The organism is Amycolatopsis australiensis (genome assembly GCF_900119165.1).
GTDB lineage: Bacteria > Actinomycetota > Actinomycetes > Mycobacteriales > Pseudonocardiaceae > Amycolatopsis > Amycolatopsis australiensis.
The window spans coordinates 3,061,795-3,077,686 of sequence record NZ_FPJG01000006.1 but is presented as its reverse complement, the minus strand read 5'-3'; the positions used below and the strand labels follow the sequence as shown (position 1 = coordinate 3,077,686).

Genomic DNA, 15,892 nt, shown 5'->3' with positions numbered 1-15,892 from the left:
CGGCCGTGCACCGCCTTCGAGGCGGTTTTTCACACGGGAGGGGACCCGAGATGAGTGTCGATCTGTCCACCACGCTGTCCTGGACCACGGCGACCGGGGACGCCGCGACGATGCTCGGCGAACTGCAGCCGAACATCCTCAAGGCCCACGTCCGCGACCATCTGTCCGCGCTGCTGCTCGCCTTCGGCGACGCGGCCGAAGCGCGGGCGTTCCTGGTTTCGGTCGCCGGGACGATGAAGTCCGCGAAGGACCACCTCGACGAGGCCGCCGCGTTCAAGGCAGGCGGCGCGGCGGGGACGCCGTACGTCGGCGTGGGGCTCACCGCGGCCGGCTACCGCGTGCTGGGCGTCGGGAACTTCCCGCAGGACGAGGCGTTCCTGCGCGGGATGGCGGCGGCGGAGACGCGGCGGAAGCTGAACGACCCGCCGCGGTCGACGTTCGATGCGGGTTACCACGCCGAAATCCACGCCGTCGTGCTGGTCGGTGCCGCCACGGACAAGGCGATGGCCGCGCGGCGCAGCGAAATCCTCGGGTCGCTGCCCGACTCCGTCACGGTATTGGCCGAGGAAACCGGCCTCGGCCGGGTGAACGCGCGCGGCGAGGGCATCGAGCACTTCGGGTACGTCGACGGCCGGAGCCAGCCGTTGTTCCTCAGCGAGGACGTCGACGCGGAAAAGAACAACACCGACGGGATCAACGTGTGGAACCCGGCGGCGCCGCTTTCCCAGGTACTGGTTCCGGACACCGCGGCGCCGGATCCGTCCGTGCATTTCGGCAGTTATTTCGTTTTCCGCAAGCTGGAACAGAACGTGCGGCGGTTCAAGCAGGCCGAGGCAGATCTGGCCGACACGCTCGGCCTGACCGGCGAGGACCGCGAGCGCGCCGGCGCGATGCTCATCGGCCGCTTCGAGGACGGCACGCCGCTGACCACCCAGCGCGAAGACGGCGCGGAAAGCCCGGTGTCGAACAACTTCACCTACGACAGCGACCGCGCCGCGCTGAAGTGCCCGTTCCAGGCGCACATCCGCAAGACGAACCCGCGCGGCTCGGGCGGCGCGGAGGAGCCGGCGGCGGAGCGGCTGCATCTCATGGCACGCCGGGGCGTCACGTACGGCGAGCGCCCGGACGACCCGAACGCGGACGTGCCACCGGCGGCCCGCCCGAGCGGCGGGGTGGGGCTGTTGTTCATGGCGTTCAACGCGGTGCTGGGCAACCAGTTCGAGTTCACCCAGGCGCTGTGGGCGGACAACCCGGGCTTCCCGATCGTCGACGGCGTCACCCCGGGCCTGGACCCGGTGATCGGCCAGGGCCCGCGCGAGCCATCGGACTACACGATCGAGTGGGGCGGCCCGAGTCAGCGCACGGCCGATCCGGTGCCGCAGGCGGTGACGCTGCGGGGCGGGGAATACTTCTTCATGCCGTCGCTGGCCTTCCTCCGCTCCCTCTGACCCGGCTGCCGCGGTCCGGCTCAGGCGTCGAGGCGGTCCAGGGCCAGCAGTCCCGCACCGAGGCGTCCGGCCTCGTCGCCCAGCTTCGCGATCCGCAGCTCCGGCATCCGCTGGAACGTCAGGTGCGCCGCCAGCCACTCGCGCACCGGCTCCAGCACGTAGTCCGCCGCGGTGAACAGCCCGCCGCCCAGGACGATCACCTCCGGGCCCAGCAGCGTCAGCAGCGTCTTGATGCCGTGGCCGAGGCCGTCGAGGGCGTCCTGGACCACCGCGATCGCCACCTCGTCGCCGTGCCGGGCCAGGTCGACGACCTCGCGCGCGCCGTCGGCCGGCCGGCCGGTGCGCTCGGTGTAGCGGCGGGCGATGGCCGAGGCCGAGGAGATCGCCTCCAGGCAGCCGATCGCGCCGCAGCCGCACTTGCCCGAGTGGCCGACGTCGATGTGCCCGACCTCGCCCGCCTGCCCGTGCGCCCGGTGGATCCGGCCGTCGAGCAGCAGTGCCGCGGCGATCCCGGTGCCCACCGGGATGAACGCCGCGTTCGTCGCGCCCCGCCCGGCGCCCACGCGGAACTCCGCGATGCCGCCCGCGGTGACGTCGTGCCCGAACGCCACCGGCAGCCCGAGCCGTCCCTCCAGCAGCTCGCCGAAGGGCACCTCGCGCCAGTCGAGGTTGGCCGAGAAGTGGCAGACGCGGGTCTGCTCGTCCACGATCCCGGGCACGACCACCCCGACCGCCGACGGCAGTCCCGTCCCCGCCTGCTCCGCCAGCGCGGCCACGATGTCCGCGACCTGGCCGGCCAGCGCCGTGCCGTCCGCGCTGCGCGCCGTCTCCGCGCGCAGCGTCGCCCGGGGCCGCAGCCGCTCGTCGAGCAACGCCGCCTTGATCGTCGTCCCGCCCACATCGAGGGCGGCCACCATTCGAGTCACCGCGGCATTGTCACATTGACGCGGCCCGAACGGCGGACCTACGCTCAACCGGCCAGGCGACGGATTCCGGAACGCGGTGCAAGTCCGCGCGGTCGCGCCACTGTGACCCCCGCCAGGGGGAAGCCAGACCCGGACCGTCGTGCCCGACCCCGATGAGGCCGCGAAAGCCCGAGGAGGCCACGCCATGACCCAGACGGCAGTTCCCGCCGTTCCGCTCCCCGTCCGCATCCCGATCCGCGAGATCGTGCCGTGGGCGGTGTTCGTGGTGCTCCTCGCCCTGATCGCGCTGTACTTCGTGAGCGCCGAACAGGGCGCGACGGCGGTGTTCGCGAACACGTACGTCCACGAGTTCGTGCACGACGGCCGGCACCTGCTGGCCTTCCCCTGCCACTGATCGGCGGCACGCGCTCCGATGATGAAGACCTTGCTGGTCCGCGGCATGCTCGCGGGCCTGATCGCCGGTGTGCTCGCGTTCGGGTTCGCCTACGCCTTCGGCGAGCCGTCGGTGAACGCCGCCATCGGGCTCGAAGAGCCCGGGGGCCACGCGCATTCGCACGACACCGGGACCGCGCCGTCGGCTGACGCACATGAAGAGGAGCTGGTTCCTCGCGACGTCCAGAGCACCGCCGGCCTGCTGACCGGCGTGCTCGTGTACGGCGTCGCGATCGGCGGGCTGCTCTCGCTCGCCTTCGCGTTCGCCCAGGGAAGGCTCGGTTCGCTGCGCCCCAGGGTGACTGCGCTGCTGCTGACCAGCGGTGCGTTCGCCGTCGTGTTCCTGGTGCCGTTCCTGAAGTATCCGGCCAACCCGCCGGCGGTGGGTCAGGCGGGCACCATCGGCGCACGGACGGAGCTGTACTTCGGGTTCGTCGCCGTGTCGCTGCTCGTGGGCATCTTCGCCACGGTGTCCGGCCGCAAGCTGGCCGGCCGCTTCGGCGCGTGGAACGGCTTCCTGCTGGCCGCGGCGGGCTACCTGGCCGTGATCGGCGTCGTCGCCTGGCTGCTGCCGGCGGTGGACGAGGTCCCGGCGGGATTCCCGGCTTCGACGCTGTGGAGCTTCCGCACGGCCTCGGTCGGCACGCAGGTGACGCTGTGGCTCGCGCTGGGCCTGACGTTCGGCGTCTTCGCGGAGAAGGCGCTGACCAGGAAGACGGCTGTCGCCGCCTGAGGTTCAGGGTGCGCCCGGCGGGACGAACGGAAGTCCCGCCGGCGCGCCCCGCTCCAGCAGCGTGCGCAGCATCGCCGTGTCGAGGTGCTCGTCGATGGCATCGGCGAGCTTGTCCAGCATCTGCTCACGCAGGTCCGCGAAGCCGGGGGCGTCCGACGCCGGCGCCCACTCGACCCCGGCCTGCGCCGCGGCTTCGGTGAGCCATGCGCGGCGGAAGGCGTCGTTCTCGAAGGCGCCGTGCCACATCGTGCCCCAGACGGCGCCGTCGCGGACGCCGTCCAAAAAGGACTCCAGCGGCGCTGTCACGGCGACCGAGCCGTGGTGGATCTCGTAGGCGTCGACGCGGGTGCCGCGCCACGTCCCCGACGGACGGCTCAGCACCTTTTCGGCGGCGAAGCTGACGCGCGCCGGGAGCAGGCCGAGGCCGGCCACCTCGCCGGCCCCGGACTCGATGTCGTCCACAATGGACTCGGCGAGCATCTGGTAGCCGCCGCAGATGCCGAGCACCGGCCGTCCGGCCGCGACGCGGGTCTTGACGGCTTCGCCGAGCCCGCGTTCCCGCAGCCAGGCGAGGTCGCCCACGGTGGCACGCGACCCGGGCAGCACGACGACGTCCGCGGCGGCGACGGTGTCGGGGTCTGCGGTCAAGCTCACGGTGACGCCGGGCTCGGCGGCGAGGGCGTCGACGTCGGTGGCGTTGGAGGCGCGCGGGAACCGGACGACCGCGACGTGCAGGCCGCGCCCCTGGGCTTCCCGGCGCCAGCCCGCCGCGGCGAGGGCGTCTTCGGAGTCGATCCAGACGCGGTCGAGCCAGGGCAGCACGCCGAGCACGGGCCGGCCGGTCACCTTCTCGAGGCTGTCGAGGCCGGGGCGCAGGAGGCCGACGTCGCCGCGGAACTTGTTGACCACCCAGCCGGCGACGAGCGCCTGGTCGTCGGCGGAGAGCAGGGCGAGGGTGCCGAACATGGCGGCGAGCACGCCGCCGCGGTCGATGTCGCCGACGACGAGCACGGGCAGCCCGAACCGCCGCGCGAGCCCCATGTTGACGTAGTCCCCGCCGCGCAGGTTGATCTCGGCGGGACTGCCGGCGCCTTCGCAGACGACGACGTCGTAGCGGCGGCTGAGGTCTTGGAAGGCACCGAAGGCGATCTCGGCGAGCCCGGCGCGCCCGGTGGCGTACTCGCCGGCTTCGAGGGTCCCGAACGGCTTCCCGAGCGCGACGACATGGCTGCGCCGATCACTGCCGGGCTTGAGGAGCACGGGATTCATGGCGGCCTCGGGCTCGACCCGGGCCGCGCGCGCCTGCACCCACTGGGCGCGGCCGATCTCGGCACCGTCGGCGCAGACCATGGAGTTGTTGGACATGTTCTGCGCCTTGAACGGCGCGACGCGCACCCCGCGCCGGGCCAGCCACCGGCAGACACCGGCGGTGACGAGGCTCTTCCCGGCATCGGACGTGGTCCCGGCGACGAGAAGGCCGCTCATCGGCCCCACCTCGCGGCTGCCGTGGCGGCGACCAGTGCCGCGGCCGTCCCCACCACACGGGACAGGCGCACCGCCCGGCGCAGGTCCGCCGGCCGCGGGGCACGGCCCTCGCCCAGACGGGCCCGGTCCTCCACCTCGCCGCCGTAGCTGTTCGTCCCGCCCAGCCGGATGTCCAGCGCTCCCGCGAAGGCCGCTTCCACCTGGCCCGCGTTCGGGCTCGGATGCCGCTCGCCGTCTCGGCGCCAGATCCGCCACGCCTGCCGTGCGCGTCCGCCGGCCAGCGGCGCGCATGCCGCAGTCAGCGCCGCTCCGACGCGTGAAGGCACCAGGTTGGCCACGTCGTCGGCGCGCGCCGCCGCCCAGCCGAAGTCGCGGTGGCGCGGCGACCGGTAGCCGACCATCGCGTCCAGGGTGTTCAACGCCCGGTAGCCGAGCAGGCCGGGGATACCGGCGACCGCGCCCCAGAACAGCGGCGCCACCACCGCGTCCGACGTGTTCTCGGCGATCGACTCGGTCGCCGCGCGCGTCAGCTCCGCCGAGTCGAGCGTTGTCGCGTCGCGCGCGCAGAGGTGTGAAAGCCGCTGACGCGCTTCGGGCACTTCGCCCGCTTCGAGCAATCTGGCCATCTTGGCTCCTTCGACGGCGAGGCCGCGTCCGCCCAGCACGACCCACGTACATGCGGCCGTCAACGCGAAGCGTGCGAAGGGGCGTCGGCGCGTCACGGCCTGGAGGGCGACGCCCAAGCCGACGGGCACGGAGGTGCACAACCCCGCGTACGCGGCTCCGCGTGCTTTCGAATCCGCCCAAAGACGACGTTCGAGGCGCGCCGCCGCCGTGCCGAACAGGGCGACCGGGTGCCCCCGACGGGGGTCGCCGAACAGGGTGTCGGCGACGTATCCGGTAACGAGTCCGGCAGCGGTTGTCCCTAGACGGAGTGGCACGTGGCGCACGGTAGCGCGTACACCAGAATGCCGGGTATGACTGTGTCGGATGCCGCCTCCGCGGGAAAACGTAAGTCGGCGGGGCTGAGCCACCGGCTCGCCGGGTGTCTCGAGGCCCTGGCGCGCGCCCTTCGCCGGTACGGACGCGACGAAGGCAAGGTCCTGGTCCTCGGCGGCGTCCGCTCGGGGAAGTCGCGGCACGCCGAACGGCTCGTCGCCCACCACCCGCACCTCGTCTACGTCGCGCCCGGCCTCCCCGCGAGCGACGACGACCCCGAGTGGGCCGCGCGAGTGGCCGCGCACCAGGCGCGGCGGCCGGCGCACTGGAAGACCGTCGAGACCACGGACCTGCCGGGCATCCTCCGGAGCGCCACCGAGCCGTTGCTGATCGACTGCCTCGGCACGTGGCTCTCGCGCGTGCTCGACGACGTCGGCGCGTGGCGGCAGAAGCCGGGCTGGGAGCACCGGCTCGACGACCGCCTCGAGGACTTCCTCGCGGCGTGGGCCGCCGCGCGGGTGCCGGTGGTCGCGGTCAGCAACGAGGTCGGCAGCGGTGTGGTGCCCGCAACGTCGTCCGGACGGCTGTTCCGTGATGTGCTGGGCGCACTCAACAACCGGGTGTCCGCCGACGCCGACCGGGTCGTGCTGGTCGTCGCGGGCCGGGCGCTCGACCTGTAGCCAGGAGGCGCCCGTGTTCGACGTACCCGTGCCCGACCCCGCCGCCCGCGCCGCCGCGCTGGAGCGGCTCGACGGCCTCGTCAAGCCGCTCGGCGCGCTCGGCAGGCTGGAGGAGATCGCCGCGTGGCTGGCGGCGGCGCACGGGAGCGTGCCGCCGCGCCCGCTGGAGGACGTGCGCGTGGTCGTCTTCGCGGGCGACCACGGCGTGTCGGCGCTTTCGGCGTACCCGCGCGAGGTGACCGCGGCGATGGTGCGGGTGTTCCTGGCGGGCAAGAGCGGCGTGAACGTCCTCGCCGCCCAGGTGGGTGCGAAGGTGCGGGTGGCCGACATCGGCGTGGACTGGGACGGCGCGGACGTGCCGGCTTCGGTGACGGCCCACAAGATCCGCCGCGGATCGGGCTCGATCGACGTGGAGGACGCGCTTTCGCCGGGCGAAGCACGCGCGGCGTTCGACGCGGGCCGGGCGATCGCGCGCGAGGAGGGCGACGCGGACGTGCTGATCCCGGGCGACATGGGGATCGGCAACACGGCGATGTGCGCGGCGCTGGTGGCGGCCTCCCTGGGGTTGCCGGCGGCGGAGGTGGTCGGCACCGGAACGGGCGTCGACGCGGCGGGTCTCGAGCGCAAGACGGCGGCGGTCACGGCGGCCCTGGCGCGGACGGCGGGCCGGACGGAGGACCCGTTCGAGCGCCTGACGACCCTGGGCAGCGCGTGCATGGCGGCAACGGCGGGATTCCTGGTCCAGGCGGCGGTGCAGGGGATCCCGGTACTGCTGGACGGAGTGTTCTCGGGCGCGGCGGCCCTGGTGGCGCGGGACATCGCGCCGGGGGCGGAGCAGTGGTGGCTGGCGGGGCACCGGTCGACGGAACCGTCCCAGGCGTTCGCGTTGAAGGCGCTGGGGCTGGAGCCGATCTTGGACCTCGGCTTGCGGCTCGGGGAGGGAAGCGGAGCGGTGCAGGCGGTCCCGACCCTGCGAGCGGCGCGCGCGATCCTGGCGGACATGGGCCTGCTGGCCGACTTGGCATGAGCTGCCGCGAGCCGGTGGTGGTGAGTTGCCCGGCACGTTCGGGGCTGGGGGTGGGCCGGTGGGTGCCGCTGGCGCTCGGTGCGAGCAGGCACGCGGGCTCGGGGCTGCGCAGGAGCCGCCGGGGGCCCATGCCGTCGCCGTCCGCGCGTCGGCGGGTGCCCTCGGCGGCCAGCCGGGAGCTGCCGCGGGAGCCGGGCCACCCGGGCCCGGCGGACCGGTGGCGGCCATGAGCCGCTGGGGTGATGCCGCGCGGATGGCCGTCGGGACGCTGACCACCGTTCCCGTCCCCGCTCCGCGCGTCATCGATCGCCGGGTCGCCGGGCGCGCCATGCTGCTCGCTCCGCTCGCCGCCGTCCCGCTGGCTCTCGCTGCCGGGCTTGTCCTCTGGGCCGGGCGGGACCTTCCCGCCCTCGCCACCTCCGCTCTCGCTCTCGGCGTCGTCGCCCTCGGGAGCCGGGGCCTGCACCTCGACGGGCTCGCCGACACCGCCGATGGCCTCGGCGCCTCCTACGACCGCGCCAAAGCCCTCGCGATCATGCGTCGCGGTGACTCCGGGCCCACCGGGGTTGCCACGCTCGTCTTCGTCCTGCTCGTGCAGGCCGGTGCGCTGGCCGCCGCCACTCCGGTCACCGCCGCCGCCGGGGTGCTCGCCGGGCGGTGCACGCTCTCGATGGCCTGTGCGCGTGGTGTGCCCTCCGCTCGGCCGGATGGGCTCGGCGCCACCGTTGCCGGCTCGGTTCCGCGGACCGCCGCCGTCGCCGTCGGGATTGCCGCCGCCGGGCTTGCCGTGCTGCTGCCCGGGCTTCCGTGGTGGCGGGGACCGCTCGCCGTCGGCCTCGGCTATGCCGCCGCCGGGGTGCTCCTCTGGCGGTGCACCAGACGGCTCGGCGGCGTCACCGGTGACGTCCTCGGCGCCGGCGTCGAAGTCGCCGTCGCGGCGGCGCTGCTCGCGTTCGCCTGAAACTGTCGTACCCCCTTCCTACAGTGACGCCTGTGAACCGGACCGATCGTCTGTACGCCCTCGTCGAGGAACTCCGTGCCATCGCGCCCCGGCCGCGGAGTGCGCGCTGGCTCGCGAGCCGCTTCGAGGTCAACACGCGCACCATCGAGCGGGACATCGGTGCGCTCCAGCAGTCCGGGGTGCCGATCTACGCCGAGGCCGGCCGCACCGGCGGGTACTGCCTCGACAAGGCGCACACGCTCCCGCCGGTCAACCTGACGCCGGAGGAAGCCGTCGCGATGGCGCTCGCCCTGAAACACCTCGACGGCACTCCGTTCCGCGCCGAAGGCCGCTCGGCGCTGCGCAAGCTCGTCGCCGCGATGCGGCAGGAGGACGTCGCCGCGGCGCGGGACCTCGCCCTCCGCGTCCACGTGCTCGGCGACGACACCGCCGCACCGATGCCGCACGTGCTCGGCATCCGGCGGGTCATGCGCATCCGGTACACCGACCGCGCGGGCACCGTCACGCGCCGGGAGATCGAGCCGCTCGGCTACGTCGGCAAGCCCGCGCACTGGTACCTGATCGCGTGGTGCCGGCTGCGCCGGGAGATCCGGGCGTTCCGCACCGACCGGATCGTCTCGTACTCCGTGACCGCCGAAGTGCCCCCGCCCCGCCGGCTGCGGCCCGAGGACCTCGACATCCCGTACGGCGACGTCGAGCAGCTCAGCTTGGCGAGCTGAACACCGAGAAGTGGTTGCCCGCCGGGTCGAGCACGTGCGCGAACGTCACGCCGACGGGATTGACCTGCGGTGGCCGCCGGACCCGGCCGCCGGCGGCCGCCACCCGGCGGCACGCGTCGTCGACGTCCGCCACCAGCACGCTGAAGATCGCGTAGTTCTCCGGTCCCCGGAACAGCCCGCCACGGGCACCGCCGGTGTCGATGACGCGGTAGGCCGGATCCGTGCTCGCCGTGTCGTCCTGCGCGACCGTCCAGCCGAACACCTCGCCGTAGAACCGTTCGGCGGCCGCCGGGTCCTCGGCGCCGATCTCGAACCAGGCGACCTCGTTGAATCGGGGCATGTCGTTCCTTTCGCTGCCACACCGGGCGCTTCCCGGCTCCGCCCAGTCTCGGCGGCGGCAGCGACAACCCCCTGTCGGTGTTTACCGGATTTCCCGCAACGCGGTCAGGAAGCCGTCGGTCACGGCCCGGTCCCGCACGGCCAGCCGCAGGTGGTCCGGGCCGAGCCCGGGGAAGGTGTCGCCGCGCCGGACCGCGTAGCCCGCGTCCCGCAGCCGCGCCCGCACCCGGCCGCCGTCCGGAACCCGGACCAGCACGAAGGGGCCCCGCGGGTCACCCAGGACTTCGACCCCCGCCTCGCCCAGCCGCGACACCAGGTACTCCCGGTCCGCTTCCGCCGCGGCCGCGAGCTTTTCCGCTTCCTCCAAAGCGGCCGGACGGCAGCACGCCACCGTCGCCACTCCGGCCAAAGTGGACACCGACCACGGCACCTGGACCGCGCGCAGCCGCGCGACGACCCCGGCCTCGGCGAGCACGTACCCCGCCCGCAGCCCGGCCAGCCCCCACGTCTTCGTCAGGCTGCGCAGCACGACGACGCCGGCGTGCCCGGAAGCCAGGCTCTCGGCCTCGCCCGGCACCGCGTCCAGGAACGCCTCGTCGACCACGAGCAGCCGCCCGGGCCGCGCCAGGGAAAGCAACGATTCCGCCGGGTGCAGCACCGACGTCGGGTTCGTCGGGTTGCCGACGAACACCAGGTCGGCGTCGTCCGGCACCAGCGCCGGATCGAGCACGAAACCGTCCTTTTCGGACAGGACAACCCGCGAAACGGCGTGCCCGGCCGCCCGCAGCGCGGCCTCCGGCTCGGTGAACTGCGGGTGCACGACCACCGCCCGCCGCGGCCGCAACGCCGAGGCCAGCAGCGTGAACGCCTCGGCCGCGCCCGCCGTGACCAGGACTTCGCCGGGAGCGCGGCCGTGCCGGGCGGCCACCGCGCGTTCCGCGTCCACCGGGGACGGATAGGCGGCCAGGGAGTCCAACGCGGACGCCAGCTCGGCGCGCAGCCACGCGGGCGGCCGCGGCAGCCGGACGTTCACGGCCAGGTCCACCAGCCCCGGCCCGACTTCGCGGTCGCCGTGGTGGTGCAGGTCGTAGTCAGGCACGGGCCCGGACCCGCGCCGCGAACCGCCGGGCCAGCTCGGGGTACCCGGCCCAGTGGACGTGCAGGTAGGACGCGTGCAGCGTCGGCGACGCGAACCCGTCCAGCTGCCGGTCCCAGCCCCAGGCGGCCGGCGCGCCGTGCGACGGCGTGACCTCGGTGCGGTGGAACTCGTGCCCGGTGACCCGCTGCCCGGCCGTGGCCAGCAGGTTGTCCTCGACGGCGACCGCGCGCCGGTAGCCGAGCTTGCCGCGGGCGGTCATCTTGGCGTCCGCGGGCACCGCGCCGGCCATCGGCACGCCGTCCAGCGACTGGCACAGGTACAGCAGGCCCGCGCATTCGGCGCTCACCGGCATCCCGCGGCCGATCGCCGCGGCCACTTCGGTACGCAACGACGTGTTCGCCGACAGCTCCGCCGCGTGCACCTCCGGGAACCCGCCGCCGAAGTACAGCCCGGCACAGCCGTCGGGCAACGCCTCGTCGCGCAACGGATCGACGTCGACCACGTCGATGCCGCAAGCCGCGAGGAGTTCGATGTTCTCGGTGTAGCGGAAGGTGAAGGCGGGTCCGCCCGCGGCCGCGACCGTCCGCCGTGGACCGTCCACACCGGACGGCTCCCACGGCGGCGCGGACAGCGCCGGTGCCGCGGAAGCGATCCGGACGATCTCCGCCAGGTCGACACCGTCGCGCACCCACGCGGCCAGCGACGGCAGGACGCGTTCGGCCTCGGCGGCCCGTTCCGCCGCCGGGACGAGCCCGAGGTGGCGGCTCGGCGCGTGGATCTCTTCGTTACGGTACAACGCGCCCAGCAGCGGGACGCCGGTCGCCTCCAGCGCGGACGCGATCTCGTCGAGGTGCCGTTGCGAGCCCAGCTTGTTGAGCACGACCCCGGCGAGCCGCACGCGGTTGTCGTAGTGGGCGAAGCCCAGCACGGTCGCCGCGACGCTGCGCGACGCTGCCGAAGCGTCCACGACCAGCACCACCGGCGCGTCCAGCAGCCGCGCCACGTGCGCGGTCGAGGCGTAGCCTCCGGTGCCCAGCGCGCCGTCGAACAGCCCCATCACGCCTTCGATGACGGCGATGTCGGCGCCGCGGGCACCGTGGCGCAGCAGGGGGATCAGCAGGTCCTCGCCCTGCAGGAACGGGTCGAGGTTGCGCGCGGGACGTCCGGTGGCCAGCGCGTGGTAGCCCGGGTCGATGAAGTCCGGCCCGACCTTGTGCCCGGACACGCGGTGCCCGGCCGCGCGCAGCGCCGCCATCAGCCCGGCGGCGACGGTGGTCTTGCCGTGCCCGGAGCCGGGCGCGGCGACGACCACGCGCGCTACCACTCGATCCCCCGCTGGCCCTTCTGGCCGGCGTCCATCGGGTGCTTGACCTTGGTCATTTCCGCGACCAGGTCGGCGGCCTCGACCAGCTCCGGCGGCGCGTACCGGCCGGTGATGACGACGTGCTGGTGCCCGGGCCGCGAGACCAACGCGGACACGACGTCGCCGACGTCGAGCCAGCCCCACTTGAGCAGGTAGGAGAACTCGTCGAGGACGTAGAAGTCGTGCGTCTCGGCGGCGAGCCGGCGCTTGATCTCCGCCCAGCCCTCGCGCGCGTTCGCGGCGTGGTCGTCTTCGGTGCCGGACTTGCGGGCCCAGCTCCAGCCTTCGCCCATCTTGTGCCACTCGACGGGCCCGCCCTGGCCGGTCTCCTCGTGCAGCTTCCCCAGCGCCTTGAACGCGGCTTCCTCGCCGACGCGCCACTTCGCCGACTTGACGAACTGGAACACGCCGATCGACCAGCCCTGGTTCCACGCCCGCAACGCCATCCCGAACGCGGCGGTCGACTTGCCCTTCATCTCGCCGGTGTGCACGGCGAGCAGCGGCCGGTTGCGGCGCTGGCGCGTGGTCAGGCCGTCCTGCGGCACCACCGACGGTTTTCCCTGCGGCATCAGGCGGCCTTTCCGGTCCGGGCGCGGACGGCGCTCGCCAGCGATTCGGCGGCGACGTCGGCCAGCGGCACGTGCTCCGCGCCGAGGTGGGCGGCCAGGTCGGCGGCCAGGCCGAGGCGCATCTTGCCGCTCTCGCAGTCCATCACGATGGAAGTCACCCCACTGAGCAGCCCCGCCGCGGCCTTGGCGCGCGCGACGGCGTCGGGGCCGCTGGTGGCGCGCCCGTCGGTGACGACGACCAGCAGCGGACGCCGCCGCGGGTCCCGGATCTCCTCGACGCGCAGCACCCGCGCGGCCTCCAGCAGTCCCTCGGCGAGCGGGGTCCGGCCGCCGGTCGGCAGGCCTTCGAGCCGGGACGCGGCCGCGTCGACGCTGATCGTCGGCGGCAGCGCGAGCTCGGCGGCGTCGCCGCGGAAGGTGACCAGGCCGACCTTGTCGCGGCGCTGGTAGGCGTCGAGCAACAGCGACAGCACCGCGGTCTTGACCTCGCGCATGCGGGCCTTCGCGCCCATCGAGCCGGACGCGTCGACGCAGAACAGCACGAGGTTGCCCTCACGGCCTTCGCGCCGCGCGTACCGCAGGTCCTGCGGGCGCAGCTTCAGCGCGGCGCCGTGGCGGCCGCGGGCTTTCTGGTGCGGTGCCGCGGCTTTCACGGTCGCGACCAGGTGCGGACGTCCTTCCCGCACGCTCGCGGGCTGCACGCCGACGGTCCGCCCGCTGTCGGTGATCGCGCGGGAACGGCGTCCTCGCTCGCCTTCGCCCGTGCCTTTGACGCGGAACACGCGCGCCTTGAACGTCTCGCCGGCGCCGACGGTCTTCTGCTGCCCGCCACCGGACTGCGGTTCGCCCTGCGGCGCGTTCCCCTGCGGCGGCTCGGGCGCTTCGGACGGCGCCGAGCCGGACCCGGGGCCGTCGTCCTCGGGGCCCGGCTCCGGTGGCTGGGCATCCTGCAGGGCCTGTTCCAGCTGCTCCTCGGAGATGCCGGGGGCGTCGAACGGGTTGCGGCGGCGCCGGTGCGGCAGCGCGAGCCGCGCGGCGACGCGGACGTCGTCGGTGGTCACCTCGTCGCGGCCGGACCAGGCCGCGTGCGCGACCGCGGTGCGCGCGGTGACGATGTCCGCGCGCATGCCGTCGACCTCGAACGACGCGCAGACCTCGGCGATCCGGCGCAGCGCCGCGTCGGGGAGCTTGACGGCGGGCAGAAGCCGTTGCGCCGCTTCGATGTCCGCCGCGAGCTTGGCGTCTTCTTCGGCGTACTGCGTGGCGAAGCCGTCCGGGTCGGCTTCGTAGGCCAGGCGGCGCCGGACGACTTCGACGCGCTGCTCCGGGTCGCGGCTGGAGGCGACCTCGACGGTCAAGCCGAACCGGTCCAGCAGCTGCGGCCGCAGCTCGCCCTCTTCCGGGTTCATGGTGCCGATCAGCACGAACCGCGCGGCGTGTGAAACCGAAACGCCTTCGCGTTCCACGGTCGCACGGCCCATCGCGGCGGCGTCGAGCAGCGTGTCGACGAGGTGGTCGTGGAGCAGGTTGACCTCGTCGACGTAGAGCAGCCCGCGGTGCGCGGCGGCCAGCAGGCCCGGCTGGAAGTCCGTGACGCCCTCGGCGAGCGCGCGTTCGAGGTGCAGCGAGCCGATGACGCGGTCCTCGGCCGCGCCGACGGGCAGTTCGACCAGCTTCGCGGGGCGGCGGTGGCTGCTCGCGCCGTCGTGCGGGCCGTCGGGGCAGAGCGGGTCCGGCGCCGCGGGATCGCAGGAAAACCGGCAGCCGTCCACGACCTCGACCCCCGGCAGCAGGCCCGCCAGCGCGCGGACCATGGTCGACTTCGCGGTGCCCTTCTCGCCGCGCACCAGCACCCCGCCGACCGCGGGCGAGATCGAGGACAGGACGAGCGCCAGGCGCAGGTCCGGCAGCCCGACGACGGCGGTGAACGGGTAGGGCTTCAACAGCGCTCCTGAAGCTCGGCGACCGGCCGATCATCGCACAGCGGCCGCCTCGCTTAGGGTGGGAAATCGTGCGCGAAAAATCACGTCTCACGGTCGTCGGGATCGGGGCCGACGGGTGGCCGGGGCTGGCCGAGACCGCCCGTGCCGTGGTGCTCGGCGCCGACGTCGTGATCGGGGCGCCGCGGCAGCTGGCGTACCTGCCTCCGGACGTTCCGGGCGTGCCGTGGCCGTCGCCGTTGCTGCCGGGTCTGGACGCACTGCTGGCGGAGTACGAAGGGCAGCGCGTCTGCGTCCTGGCCAGCGGAGATCCGTTCCTGTCGGGGGTCGGCACCACGCTCGTCACCCATGGCTACGAGGTCGAGGCGCTGCCCGCGGTGTCGTCGGTGACGCTGGCCAGGGCCCGGCTGGGCTGGTCGGCCGAGGAGACGGAGGTGGTGACCGTCGTCGGCCGGTCGTCGGCGCGCGTGGCCCGGGTGCTGGCGCCGGGGCGGCGGGTGCTCGTCCTGGGTGCCGACGCGGCGGCGTTGCGCTCCCTGCTGACCGTGCGCGGGTACGCCGAGAGCGAGCTGTTCGCGCTGGAGAACCTGGGCGGGCCCGACGAGCGCATCTCCGACGGCTGGACCGGCGAACCCGGCCCGCTGACGGTGTTCGCGCTGGACTGCGTGGGTCCGGCGCTGCCGCTGATCGGCATCCCGGACGACGTGTACGCCCACGACGGCCAGCTGACCAAGCGCGACCTGCGGGTGTCGGCACTGGCCCGGCTCGCGCCGAGCCCCGGCGAGCTGCTGTGGGACGTCGGCGCGGGCGCCGGCAGCGTCGGCATCGAGTGGTCGCGGCTGCACGGGCTGAACCGCGCGATCGCGATCGAGCGCGACCCCGGGCGCGCGGAGCGGATCGGCCGCAACGCCCTGGACCTCGGCGTCCCGGAGCTGGAGGTGGTGACGGGAGCGGCACCGGAGGCGCTGAGCGCGCTGCCGGCCCCGGACGCGGTGTTCATCGGCGGCGGGGTGACGGTGCCGGAGGTCCTGGACACCTGCCTGGCGACGGGCGCGCGCGTGGTGGCGCACGCGGTCACCGTGGAGGCCGAGCAGGTGCTGACGCGGGCGTACGCGCAGCACGGGGGCGAGCTGGTGCGGATCGGGGTCGAGCGCGCGGGCCCGCTGGGCGGGTTCACCGGCTGGACCCCGGCTCGGGTCGTGACGCAGTGGAGCAGCCGGTGACGACCGCCT

Annotated in this window: 16 protein-coding genes; 8 read left to right on the top strand and 8 right to left on the bottom strand. The window is 74.1% G+C overall.

The window, feature by feature from the left end; genetic code table 11:
• Nucleotides 1-50: 50 nt before the first annotated feature.
• The gene (locus BT341_RS16180; RefSeq protein WP_072477094.1) at nt 51-1,448 is read left to right on the top strand and encodes a Dyp-type peroxidase; all 1,398 of its coding nucleotides are present in this window, start codon (nt 51-53) and stop codon (nt 1,446-1,448) included.
• Between the two features lie 20 nt (nt 1,449-1,468).
• Here the strand turns inward: BT341_RS16180 and BT341_RS16175 are convergent, their stop codons facing one another.
• Complete coding sequence (locus BT341_RS16175) at nt 1,469-2,365, bottom strand: ROK family protein (RefSeq protein ID WP_072477093.1); 897 nt, start codon at nt 2,363-2,365, stop codon at nt 1,469-1,471.
• A 193-nt stretch (nt 2,366-2,558) separates the two neighbouring features.
• Here BT341_RS16175 and BT341_RS16170 point away from each other — a divergent pair, with 193 nt between their 5' ends.
• Together BT341_RS16170 and BT341_RS16165 are read left to right on the top strand one after the other, a co-directional pair.
• Nucleotides 2,559-2,768 (top strand): CbtB domain-containing protein, encoded by a 210-nt coding sequence (locus BT341_RS16170; protein ID WP_072477092.1) that lies wholly within the window; start codon nt 2,559-2,561, stop codon nt 2,766-2,768.
• A gap of 18 nt (nt 2,769-2,786) precedes the next feature.
• Nucleotides 2,787-3,539 carry a CbtA family protein gene (locus BT341_RS16165; RefSeq protein WP_072477091.1) on the top strand — a complete coding sequence of 251 codons (753 nt, stop codon included), beginning with the start codon at nt 2,787-2,789 and terminating at the stop codon, nt 3,537-3,539.
• A gap of 3 nt (nt 3,540-3,542) precedes the next feature.
• On the opposite strand, the gene BT341_RS16160 is transcribed toward BT341_RS16165, so the two are convergent.
• Together BT341_RS16160 and BT341_RS16155 are read right to left on the bottom strand one after the other, a co-directional pair.
• Complete coding sequence (locus tag BT341_RS16160; protein ID WP_072477090.1) at nt 3,543-5,024, bottom strand: cobyric acid synthase; 1,482 nt, start codon at nt 5,022-5,024, stop codon at nt 3,543-3,545.
• On the bottom strand, nt 5,021-5,965 hold the full coding sequence (locus BT341_RS16155) for a cobalamin biosynthesis protein (RefSeq protein ID WP_072477089.1): 945 nt from the start codon (nt 5,963-5,965) through the stop codon (nt 5,021-5,023). The genes BT341_RS16160 and BT341_RS16155 overlap by 4 nt, the downstream gene beginning before the upstream one ends.
• Before the next feature lie 36 nt (nt 5,966-6,001).
• Here BT341_RS16155 and BT341_RS16150 point away from each other — a divergent pair, with 36 nt between their 5' ends.
• The 4 genes from BT341_RS16150 (at nt 6,002) to BT341_RS16135 (ending at nt 9,350) form a co-directional block, all read left to right on the top strand.
• A complete protein-coding gene (locus tag BT341_RS16150) occupies nt 6,002-6,643 on the top strand; it encodes a bifunctional adenosylcobinamide kinase/adenosylcobinamide-phosphate guanylyltransferase (protein ID WP_072477088.1) in 642 nt (213 codons plus the stop codon).
• A 13-nt stretch (nt 6,644-6,656) separates the two neighbouring features.
• On the top strand, nt 6,657-7,670 hold the full coding sequence (cobT, locus tag BT341_RS16145; RefSeq protein ID WP_072477087.1) for a nicotinate-nucleotide--dimethylbenzimidazole phosphoribosyltransferase: 1,014 nt from the start codon (nt 6,657-6,659) through the stop codon (nt 7,668-7,670).
• A gap of 226 nt (nt 7,671-7,896) precedes the next feature.
• Nucleotides 7,897-8,631, top strand: a complete 735-nt coding sequence (locus BT341_RS16140) for an adenosylcobinamide-GDP ribazoletransferase (protein WP_245804995.1) — start codon at nt 7,897-7,899, stop codon at nt 8,629-8,631.
• Nucleotides 8,632-8,663: 32 nt separating this feature from the next.
• Complete coding sequence (locus BT341_RS16135) at nt 8,664-9,350, top strand: helix-turn-helix transcriptional regulator (RefSeq protein WP_072477086.1); 687 nt, start codon at nt 8,664-8,666, stop codon at nt 9,348-9,350.
• Here the strand turns inward: BT341_RS16135 and BT341_RS16130 are convergent.
• From BT341_RS16130 to BT341_RS16110, 5 genes are all read right to left on the bottom strand, one after another.
• Nucleotides 9,334-9,690, bottom strand: a complete 357-nt coding sequence (locus BT341_RS16130) for a VOC family protein (protein WP_072477085.1) — start codon at nt 9,688-9,690, stop codon at nt 9,334-9,336. The two genes, BT341_RS16135 and BT341_RS16130, sit on opposite strands and share 17 nt — an antisense overlap.
• Nucleotides 9,691-9,771: 81 nt before the next feature.
• On the bottom strand, nt 9,772-10,788 hold the full coding sequence (cobC, locus tag BT341_RS16125; protein ID WP_072477084.1) for an Rv2231c family histidinol phosphate aminotransferase CobC: 1,017 nt from the start codon (nt 10,786-10,788) through the stop codon (nt 9,772-9,774).
• The gene (locus BT341_RS16120) at nt 10,781-12,112 is read right to left on the bottom strand and encodes a cobyrinic acid a,c-diamide synthase CobB (RefSeq protein ID WP_072477083.1); all 1,332 of its coding nucleotides are present in this window, start codon (nt 12,110-12,112) and stop codon (nt 10,781-10,783) included. The genes cobC and BT341_RS16120 overlap by 8 nt, the downstream gene beginning before the upstream one ends.
• Complete coding sequence (gene cobO, locus BT341_RS16115) at nt 12,106-12,720, bottom strand: cob(I)yrinic acid a,c-diamide adenosyltransferase (protein ID WP_072477082.1); 615 nt, start codon at nt 12,718-12,720, stop codon at nt 12,106-12,108. Before cobO ends, BT341_RS16120 begins: the two co-directional genes overlap by 7 nt.
• On the bottom strand, nt 12,720-14,663 hold the full coding sequence (locus BT341_RS16110; RefSeq protein WP_072477081.1) for a putative cobaltochelatase: 1,944 nt from the start codon (nt 14,661-14,663) through the stop codon (nt 12,720-12,722). Before BT341_RS16110 ends, cobO begins: the two co-directional genes overlap by 1 nt.
• Nucleotides 14,664-14,731: 68 nt before the next feature.
• Between BT341_RS16110 and cbiE the strand changes: the two genes are divergently transcribed.
• Nucleotides 14,732-15,883: a precorrin-6y C5,15-methyltransferase (decarboxylating) subunit CbiE gene (gene cbiE / locus BT341_RS16105; RefSeq protein ID WP_072477080.1), complete on the top strand. Its 1,152-nt coding sequence runs from the start codon at nt 14,732-14,734 to the stop codon at nt 15,881-15,883.
• Nucleotides 15,884-15,892: the final 9 nt, after the last annotated feature.

What these genes read in the sequence shown, in the direction of transcription:
- BT341_RS16160 (WP_072477090.1), bottom strand. Translation starts at nt 5,024, where the DNA reads ATGAGCGGCCTTCTCGTCGCCGGGACCACGTCCGATGCCGGGAAGAGC.
- BT341_RS16180 (WP_072477094.1), top strand. Translation starts at nt 51, where the DNA reads ATGAGTGTCGATCTGTCCACCACGCTGTCCTGGACCACGGCGACCGGG.
- BT341_RS16165 (WP_072477091.1), top strand. Translation starts at nt 2,787, where the DNA reads ATGATGAAGACCTTGCTGGTCCGCGGCATGCTCGCGGGCCTGATCGCC.
- BT341_RS16140 (WP_245804995.1), top strand. Translation starts at nt 7,897, where the DNA reads ATGAGCCGCTGGGGTGATGCCGCGCGGATGGCCGTCGGGACGCTGACC.
- cobO (WP_072477082.1), bottom strand. Translation starts at nt 12,720, where the DNA reads ATGCCGCAGGGAAAACCGTCGGTGGTGCCGCAGGACGGCCTGACCACG.
- BT341_RS16150 (WP_072477088.1), top strand. Translation starts at nt 6,002, where the DNA reads ATGACTGTGTCGGATGCCGCCTCCGCGGGAAAACGTAAGTCGGCGGGG.
- BT341_RS16130 (WP_072477085.1), bottom strand. Translation starts at nt 9,690, where the DNA reads ATGCCCCGATTCAACGAGGTCGCCTGGTTCGAGATCGGCGCCGAGGAC.
- BT341_RS16170 (WP_072477092.1), top strand. Translation starts at nt 2,559, where the DNA reads ATGACCCAGACGGCAGTTCCCGCCGTTCCGCTCCCCGTCCGCATCCCG.
- BT341_RS16175 (WP_072477093.1), bottom strand. Translation starts at nt 2,365, where the DNA reads ATGGTGGCCGCCCTCGATGTGGGCGGGACGACGATCAAGGCGGCGTTG.